Annotated in this window: 5 protein-coding genes; all 5 read right to left on the reverse strand. The window is 54.3% G+C overall.

All coding sequences use genetic code 11. The annotated features are described in order from the left end of the window. Positions 1-797: 797 nt before the first annotated feature. The gene (locus HCU62_RS11375; protein WP_163297712.1) at positions 798-3,857 is read right to left on the reverse strand and encodes an efflux RND transporter permease subunit; all 3,060 of its coding nucleotides are present in this window, start codon (positions 3,855-3,857) and stop codon (positions 798-800) included. Beyond that, entirely contained in the window at positions 3,857-4,948 is a 1,092-nt protein-coding gene (locus tag HCU62_RS11380) for an efflux RND transporter periplasmic adaptor subunit (RefSeq protein WP_163297713.1), read from the reverse strand. The genes HCU62_RS11375 and HCU62_RS11380 overlap by 1 nt, the downstream gene beginning before the upstream one ends. Beyond that, complete coding sequence (locus HCU62_RS11385) at positions 4,945-6,411, reverse strand: TolC family protein (protein WP_163297714.1); 1,467 nt, start codon at positions 6,409-6,411, stop codon at positions 4,945-4,947. Before HCU62_RS11385 ends, HCU62_RS11380 begins: the two co-directional genes overlap by 4 nt. A 138-nt stretch (positions 6,412-6,549) precedes the next feature. Next, the gene (locus tag HCU62_RS11390) at positions 6,550-7,809 is read right to left on the reverse strand and encodes a sensor histidine kinase (protein WP_163297715.1); all 1,260 of its coding nucleotides are present in this window, start codon (positions 7,807-7,809) and stop codon (positions 6,550-6,552) included. Positions 7,810-7,942: 133 nt separating this feature from the next. Then, positions 7,943-8,620, reverse strand: coding sequence for a response regulator (locus tag HCU62_RS11395; protein ID WP_163297716.1), 678 nt, complete (start codon positions 8,618-8,620; stop codon positions 7,943-7,945). Between the last annotated feature and the right edge of the window lie 68 nt (positions 8,621-8,688).

Consider the following 8,688-nt stretch of genomic DNA (forward strand, 5'->3'; position numbering starts at 1 on the left):
CTTTGCGGTGTCGTCCGGAAACTCGGCCGGGCCGCCGGTCGCGGCGCCGGCCTTCGCTGGGTTACCTACCGGAGGGGAGTTCGAAACGTCGGGTGGGTACCCCGCCTGCAACCTGGCTGTTAAACAAGACGGGCTGTGAAACGGAGAATCGGAGAGTTCGAAGAGGATATGCGTGGGTTGCGCCTGCAACCGTGGGGGTTGCGCTTGGACCCCACGCGCTTCATCTCGAACCGGAGAATCAAGGGGGATGTACGCGGGGCCGTAAGTCCGCGTGACAAATCGGCAGGAGAGCCGATTTGGACGCGCCGAAGGCGCGCCCCGCAAGGGGCGAGGGTCAGGGACGGCCCGAGTCAATCAAGGAGAAAAGCAAAGACCCCGCCGGGTCATCCCGACGGGGTCTCGCGTTAACTAAGAACCGCCAGAGTCGGCGGATTGAAATCTGGCTCCCCGCTTGCAACCCTCTTCATAACCCTTCTCCATTCGGCTGTCAAGCCGTAAGCCTTCGTAATTCAACGAGTTATCAAAGAGCAAGCCGTTCCTGACGGGGCGGAAGCGGCGTTGAGTCACATTTCCTCTGCACCTGAATCCTCCGAGCAATTTTGGCCGATCACGCTCCGCCAGCTCCAAAGCGTCCACCGGCCAGAAGCACTCCGGACGAGGACGGCACACATGCGCCTGTCCGGCCACAGGGCGGCAGTTCAGTAAGCGTTCGGTCCATTTTGGGCGGGAATCGCGTCCCGACCGCACACAGCGCCAAGAAGCGCTCCACAGATGGCTGCGCTGGTGTCAGGACATGCCTATCCATTCTGCCTTATCAAGCGATAATGCGGTAGCGCAAGCACAATGGTTGGGATAATAATCAATGTCGCCATTACCCCTCCTGCCAATCCGCTGATAACAGTAATAGCAAATGGTTGAAAAATCTTTGATCCGACGGTTGTTCCTATCGCGGTCGGCAATAACGCAGCAATGGTCGTGAGCGTTGTAAGCAGTATGGGGCGCAGGCGGACGGAGGCGGCGGAAAGCAAAGCATCTGTAATATCCTTGCCGGAAGCACGTTCCTTGTTGGCGAAATCGATAAGGACGATAGCGTTGTTGACGGCAATTCCCACCAGTGTAACCGTCCCCATCCCTACAGATACGTCTATACCCTGCCGAGTCAAAAACAAACCTATCAGGGCACCGACAAGCGACAGGGGAACTGTTACCAGGATGATAAGGGGTTGGAGCCAGGAACCAAACTGCATCGCCATGATCAGATAGATCAATACCATGGCAGACAGCACAGCAAGAGCCAGTTCAATTGCTGTTTCGATAAGCACATGATATTGGCCGGTAAAATCAATGCTGTACCCTTCCGGAAGATCAATGGACGCAAATTGTCGCCGCAACTCTTTGACCACGGATGGGATGTTACCTTCCACTTCCGCCAGAAGCGTGATCTGCCGCTGCCCATTCAACCGGGTAATGGCTGAAGGTGCATGACTGACTCTTACTTCGGCAACACGTTCCAGCGGCAGCCACTCCCCACGAGCGGTTTTAACCGGCAGTTGCTTGATGCGCTCAATATCGAAGGGCGCGGAGACATCCATCCTTACCAATACGGCAACGTCCTCCTTTTGCCGGATGATCCGGGTTGCTTCGAGTCCAAAACGTGCTGATTCAAGCGTACTCAGGACGGTTGCAACATCTACTCCATACTGTGCCAGGGATGGGTAATTTATCCGCACGTCTATCTGCGGGACTTTTACCTTGGTGTTGTTCACCACGTTGGAAACGGAGGGTTCTCTGGAGAGCACGGTTTCCACCTTGTCGGCAAGTGCAATGAGCGTGTTCATGTCGGTACCGTATATGGTTACCCCGAAAAGAGCGGGTAACCCAGAGAAGCTCTCGTCGATTTTTTCCTGTGTCGGTTGATGATAAAGGAATACCACGCCACTTAGTTTTGAATAGGATTCTTTCAGAGTGCGAATGATTTCCCCGACTGACCTGGTTCGCTTTCCTTTGGGTTTCAGCTTAACAAGTAATTCTCCCTTGTTCACTCCTTCAATCTGGTAGCCACCGCCAGGAGAACCTGTCCGCCTGTAAACACATGAGACATCTTTGTCGGCCAAGGCGATCCGGTCAAGATTATCTCCTATCCGATTGCTTTCTTTGAGGGACGTACCGGGTGGCATGACGTACTCGATAAGTATGGCCCCTTCATCGATGGGCGGAAGGACCGAAGCCTTGCCCAGGAAGGCAGCCAGTCCAGCCATTCCCAGGGATAGGAATGCCACGATCAAGACAAGCCATTTGCGCCGGAAAGAGAGCCGCAAGACAGCCTGAAGCGCCGCATCCAATCGTGCGAGCAACTGTGCGCCAAGGAAATCATTCCTGATGAGAGAAATGGTCTTCATCCGACTGAAAAGTGCCGGCACTAACGTCAGGGACAGGAGCAAAGAGACAATGAGAGCCGCGCTGATCGTCAAGCCGAAGGGACGCATAAAAAGCGCGGCAAGTCCTGTCATCAGGACAAGCGGAACAAACGCGGCCACAGTGGTGAACGTCCCTGACGCATCTGGTCCGGCAATTTCAAAAGCGCCTTCGATACTTGCCTCGTCCGCCTTTGTGGTCGACTGGGCATGGCGAAAGATATTCTCGGCTACGACGATAGCATCATCTACGATCATACCGATGGCCAACGTCAGGGCCGTCATTGTAATCACGTTCAAGCTCATCCCCAGCCATTTCATGATGGCGACCGTGGCAAGAAACGTGACGGGGATGGTAATAGCCACGATCATGGTCGGTCGGAGCGAGCCAAGAAAGAAATAGAGGACCAGGACGGCCAGCAGGGCACCGATGGCAAGGTCATTCACAATCTCGTTTTGCGATTCCTTGATGATTTCTGATTGATCGTAGAATTTCTTGACGCGCGCTCCTGCTGGAAGGAGGCTTTTAAGCTGGGTAAGCGCGGCATCAACTCCGGTTACCACGCGAATCGTGCTTGCCCCCGGCTGTTTCCGAACAATCATCGCTACTGCCGGCACAGCGTCTCCATGAACCGTGTAATGCCTGGGGGCTCGTCCTTCGAAGACCTTGGCCACATCCCCGAGAAGAACCGGCCTCGTTCCATCGTTTCTGACTGGAAGCTCCCGGATATCCTCGATAGTTTTAAGATGGGCATCGCCGCGGACCAGGTATTCCCGTCCTGACTGGTCAATGTATCCGGTCACCGCCGATATGTTGTGACGTTTCAATAAAGATACGACATCATCTACGGTGATTTGAAGTCGGAGCAGAGCTTCTGGTTTAATCTCCACGTAAAAAGCCCTTCTGTCGCCACCGAGCACTTCGACCGACGAAACGCCATCAACGCTCATAAGGCGACCGGCAAGGTCATGGCGAACGATGTTCCGGATGGTCACCATGTCCCCACCGCCGTATATCACGTAACCGCAAACCTCCTGGAGGGTAGTGCCGATATTCTCAAGACGCGGGGTCAGGCCGACGGGCAGGCGCCCTCCAAGCCGCGCCAGTCTCGCTTGAACAAGTTGCCTTGCATCGCGGATAGTTGTCCCCCAGTTGAATTCCGCGGTTATCTGCGAGATGCCCTGGACCGATGTCGAGGCAACCCGCTTGACGCCGGGAATGCTTCGTATCTCGTTCTCTATCGGTCGGGAAACAAGCAGTTCCATATCTTCCGACGAAGCTCCGGCGTAATGGGTAATGATATTAACGACGGGGATATCGAGATTTGGGAAGAGGTCAACCGACATGTGCCTGGCCGAGTAAATGCCGGCAAGGGCCATGAATATGACCATGAGCACTGTTGCTATGGGATTGTTTACGACCAGGCGAAGTACGGATCGCATCAGTCCGCCACCTTATATGTCTTGTTGAAATCCTGGTAGAAGAGCTCGTATGCCCCCTGTACGACAACCTCATCCTCGGCCTTCACTCCGGACACAATCTCAACCCAGCCTCCTGCGATGATGCCGGTCTTGACTGGCTGCCTGCGGTAGCCGGAGGAACCTTTGATAAATACATAAGCCCGCTCTTCATCGTCCCGTACTATGGCGTCCTGGGGAACGGCGAGCGCTTTTTCATGTTCTGAAAGGATGATCGTTCCTGCCACTGTTTGACCAGGGCTGAGTGCTGAATCCAGATCAGGACCTTCAATCCAGACCACGGTCGCTCCTTCGGCCGTCCTCTGGGGCAGAACAGTGGTTACGGTGCCCTGAATCTGTCTTCCTTCGGGAAGATTGATAACCGCCCTTTTTGTTTCGAGTTTGGCGTCTCTACGCTTCGGGAAAAGCGTGGCTGCAATATAGATTGAGTCTTGTGAGATGATCTCGGCCAAGTCATCCCCTTTTTGCACTTCCTGACCGACAGAGACCTTTCGGTTGATGAACACACCCCCATGCATGGCGTGAATGTGAGTGGCCTCCTGCAACTGTTGAATCGCCTGCTTGACGGATTCCATTTCGGCCTTAAGGCGGGCCAGGGCGTCTTCGGCCACTGTAAGTTCCTCACGTTTCGCGAATTTCCGCGAGACAGCCTCGCGCTTGACTCTCACCATTTGCTCCGCAAGTGTAATGCGCTCTCGCAAAGTGGCTGATTGGTTCTGGAGAACCTCCAGCCGACTATCGACCAACGGCCCCCCAATCGTAAACAGGAGGTCGCCTTTTGCCACGGGAACCCCATCCCTGGCGGCTATGGAAACGATTCTCCCTGTCTCCATGGCAATGACCCTCGTTCTATTCCTGCTTTTCACCTTTCCAAACCAGCGGAGGGTCTCGGCAAATGCTCTTCGCTCAGGAGGGGCATTTCTGATGATGTCTCGGCGCGGGAGGTTGCCCGTGGCAGGATCTTTTGCGTCGACCAGCTCTTTGTGCAACAGAGACGGGCCGACGATCACAAGAGCAGCAACAATAAGAAATACAACGATTATTGTACGTTTCATTTGGGCATCTCCATTCGGGTCGTCTGTCCGGGCTTCTGTATCGTATGCCCTGCCTTACTCACGAGACCGTATCGCCCGGAAGCGATCTCAAGCGCAATACCAAGCTCAATCATCCTTTGTTCCAGTTCAATTCGTTGGACTTGCTTGTCATAGAAGGCACTCACCGCCTTGTAGTATGAAAAAATATCAACCTGCCCGGCATCTGCCGCACGGCTGAGGTTCTCGAAAAGTGCTTTCCCCGTGGACAAAGATTTATCGATGGCGGCGAGCTGCTGCCGCGTGGCTTTGATGGCAGCTACGAGCCGATCTATGTCGGCACGCGTCTCGAATAATCTGGCGGTATACTCGTCAAACAGTTGCTGACGGCTTGCACGCTCCTTGGCAATACGTCCCTGATTGCGGTCAAAGAAAGGAAGATCGATACTCACCCCCACCCCTATGGTTTGAATCCCGTCCGTATCTCTCCCGCCGGTTAATCCGAGATTTATCTTGGGGAACTGGGAACGGACAGCAGCTCGAACCCGTGCCTCCTGGCTTTCATACCCAAGCTTGAGGGCGAGCAGATCAAGTCTTTTAGTTTCGGCATCTTCGAAAAGCGTCTTGGCGGGAGGGCATTGTTCCAGTTGCCAAGCGATATCTTTCTCCAAAGGAACCATTCTCTGGGATGGCAATCCCAGCGCGCGATTGAAAGCAAGTCTTTCCTGCTCCACTGTCGATTGAGCATTGAGTACTCGGGAACTTGCTTCTTGTAGGCTGGTCTCCACCGCCGAGAGATCGAGCTGCGTTTTTACACCAAGGGCGACAGATTGCTTCACGTCTTTGAGCAATCGTTGGAAAAAGTCTTCAGCCTGTTTTGCCGCTACGAGCCGTTGACCGGCGATTACCAAGCGATAGGCGTGCAGACGTGCAGCTTCCGCAACTTGCCATTCCTGCCAGGCTATGCCAAGGTCCACTGCGGCAGCGTGCGCCTTTGCCGCATCAAGGCGCGCGCTGCGGGAGATGAGGGATGTAATGTCCCATCCCAAGCCGAGTCCAAAGCTATTAACCCTGCCCTGCGTGTCTCCACCTACGGGTATTCCCAAATCATAAGAAAGCTGGGGATTGGGCAGGATACCGGCCTGTAGGAGCTGGGCTGAAGCGATCCCTCGGCGGTCGCGGACGGCACGAAGAGTAGGGTTGGCAATGACGGCCAGGATCGCTGCCTCTTCCGGTGACAGTCCGTCGCGGTCATCAAAGGGGACTGGTTTCAGTAGGGGGTGTTTGAACCCGTTGGCCCGGAGTCGCACCTCCTGCATGTCAGGGGATATCAGCCCGGCATGAGCGGTTTCAGGGGTAATGGGCATCGGGCGGTACGTGGCGCAGCCACTGACCACGACAAGTGCAACGAGAATCCATCCTTTTAGCAGTAAGGACTCACCTATCATGAGGAAACGACCTCTCGATTCCGACATATTCCAGCCCATTTTGCTGTTGATTCTCCTGTGCACAATGCAACGATGCATATTCCGAAGGGAAAATCCCTCGGAACATACATCTAATATAAGCTTCTTGATTTACCGGGACTTGCCCCCAACTTTACCTTTTGGTAAAGTTGTGAGTCGTTATAGAGAGGATGGTTTGTTCGGAAGGAAAACGGTGAAGGAGCTTCCCGAGCCGGTACTTTTTGCAGTGATGTCGCCACCATGAGCACGGATGATAGCAAGCGCCAGGCTCAACCCGAGTCCGCTGCCGGCTGTTGAACGACTTTTGTCGCCACGGTAGAAGCGGTCAAAAATCCGGGGGATGTCTGTTTCATCGATGCCCACACCGGTGTCGGTGATTTCCACCTTAGCTCCAGCCTCCTCTGCGACGACGGACAGGGTCACGTTCCCACCAGGAGGAGTGTACTTGATGGCATTGTCCAGCAGGTTCGCCACAACGCGTTGCAGCCTTTGCCGGTCGCCAAGTATCATAACGGCCTTAGGCGGGTTGGACAGATGAATGCGTATGCGTCGATCCTCGGCCGCTGGAGCGAATAAGTCCACGGCATCTTCGACAATTTCTCGAATATCCAATGGCGCAACAGCAAGTTCGGCGACTCCCGAATCGGTCTTGGCGATTTCCAGCATCGTGCCAATCATCTCGATCAGGTCATCGCTTCCCTCGATGACCGACGCCGCCATTGCACGGAACTCATCAAGGTCTCCGTTGTTGCCTTTCAGGGTTGTCTCGGCGATACCGCGGATGCGCGTGATAGGGGTGCGGAGCTCATGGGCAACATTATCAGTGATCTGTTGTAACTCATTCAAAAGAGACTCTATTCGCTCCAACATGTCGTTGAAGGCCTGGACAAGAGCACTGATCTCTTCCCCTTCGCCGGTCACCGTCACCCTTCGACCGAAATCATGCCTTCCTATCCGGGTCGCTGTCTCCGTTACCCGCTTGACCCCCGACATCGCTTTCCTGGCCAATAGCCACCCGACGAGGCCGCCACACACCAACATTATCGCCAGGGCCGTTCCGAAGGTCTCACGGTATCTCTCCAGTAACAATTCGTCACCCTTGAGGGTGCTGCCGATCCTGATTACTTTTCCATCGGTGGCGGACATGGAAATCACTCTTATCTTGTGCCGATGTCCGGGCATGGAAATCGTTCGAAAAAACGTCTTGTTTTGGGAAGGGATAGCCGCATCCAAGGAAAGCATTTCAGGCCTATTCCACTCACCTAAATCGGATGTGGCCAGCAGCTTTCCTTCCGATGATATCAGTTCAAAAAACACACGTCCTGTTCCTCGTGATGCCGCCTCGCGCGTGAATTCGGCCTGGAGCGCTTTCACACCTTGTTCTATGTAAAGCGTTTTGAACTCCTTGGCCGTGTTCATGAGTTCATTGTCCGTCTGATCGTGGAGGTGTGCCGCGAGAAACACGTAAACAACCCCAAACACCGCCAAGGACAATGTGCTGAAGACCCCAAGGTACCAAAGGGTAAGCCGGAAGGTAGTCGTGCGCAGAAACTTAGTCCCGTTCTTCGAGAACATACCCGACACCCCGTATCGTGTGGATGAGATTGCCTCCAAACTGACGGTCAACCTTGTCCCGCAGGCGGCAGACCCGGGATTCGACCACCGTGGTGCGCGGGTCAAAATTGTAGTCCCAGACGTGTTCCATGATCATGGTTTTGGAAACAACCCGGCCGGCATTCCTCATGAGGTACTCGAGCAGCGCGAACTCCTTTGGTTGCAGGTCGATTTCAATGTCCTGCCTGAACACCTTCCGCCTTGCCAGGTCTATCTTGAGATCGCCTACGGAGAGTGTAGTTGGCTCACCCGCACGGGTAGCCCTCCTTATGAGCGCGTGAATGCGTGCGACTAATTCTGAGAAAGCAAATGGTTTCACGAGATAATCATCACCACCGGCCTGTAGCCCCTTGATTCTGTCATCGATTGAACTCTTGGCGCTCAGGACAATAACAGGAATCTCGCTGCCGTTGCGACGCATTTCATCAATTAGTGACAGACCATCAAATTTAGGCAGCATGATATCGATCACCGCGGCATCATAGGGCTCAGTCAGAGCAAGATGAAGGCCGTCTTCACCATCGGAGGCAAGGTCCACGGCGAAGCCTTCCTGTCTTAGCCCTTTCGAGATAAACTGGGCTGTCTGTTTGTCATCTTCGACTATTAGTATTCTCACCAGCCGTCACCTTTATCGACATTTATGTCGTACATACATCCGCTCATTCGGTTGGCCTTGGAACTGGC

This window comes from Dissulfurirhabdus thermomarina, from assembly GCF_012979235.1.
GTDB lineage: Bacteria > Desulfobacterota > Dissulfuribacteria > Dissulfuribacterales > Dissulfurirhabdaceae > Dissulfurirhabdus > Dissulfurirhabdus thermomarina.

Excerpts from the sequence above, each read along its gene's own strand:
- HCU62_RS11380 (WP_163297713.1), bottom strand. The coding sequence starts at position 4,948 with ATGAAACGTACAATAATCGTTGTATTTCTTATTGTTGCTGCTCTTGTG.
- HCU62_RS11390 (WP_163297715.1), bottom strand. The coding sequence starts at position 7,809 with ATGAACACGGCCAAGGAGTTCAAAACGCTTTACATAGAACAAGGTGTG.
- HCU62_RS11375 (WP_163297712.1), bottom strand. The coding sequence starts at position 3,857 with ATGCGATCCGTACTTCGCCTGGTCGTAAACAATCCCATAGCAACAGTG.
- HCU62_RS11385 (WP_163297714.1), bottom strand. The coding sequence starts at position 6,411 with ATGGGCTGGAATATGTCGGAATCGAGAGGTCGTTTCCTCATGATAGGT.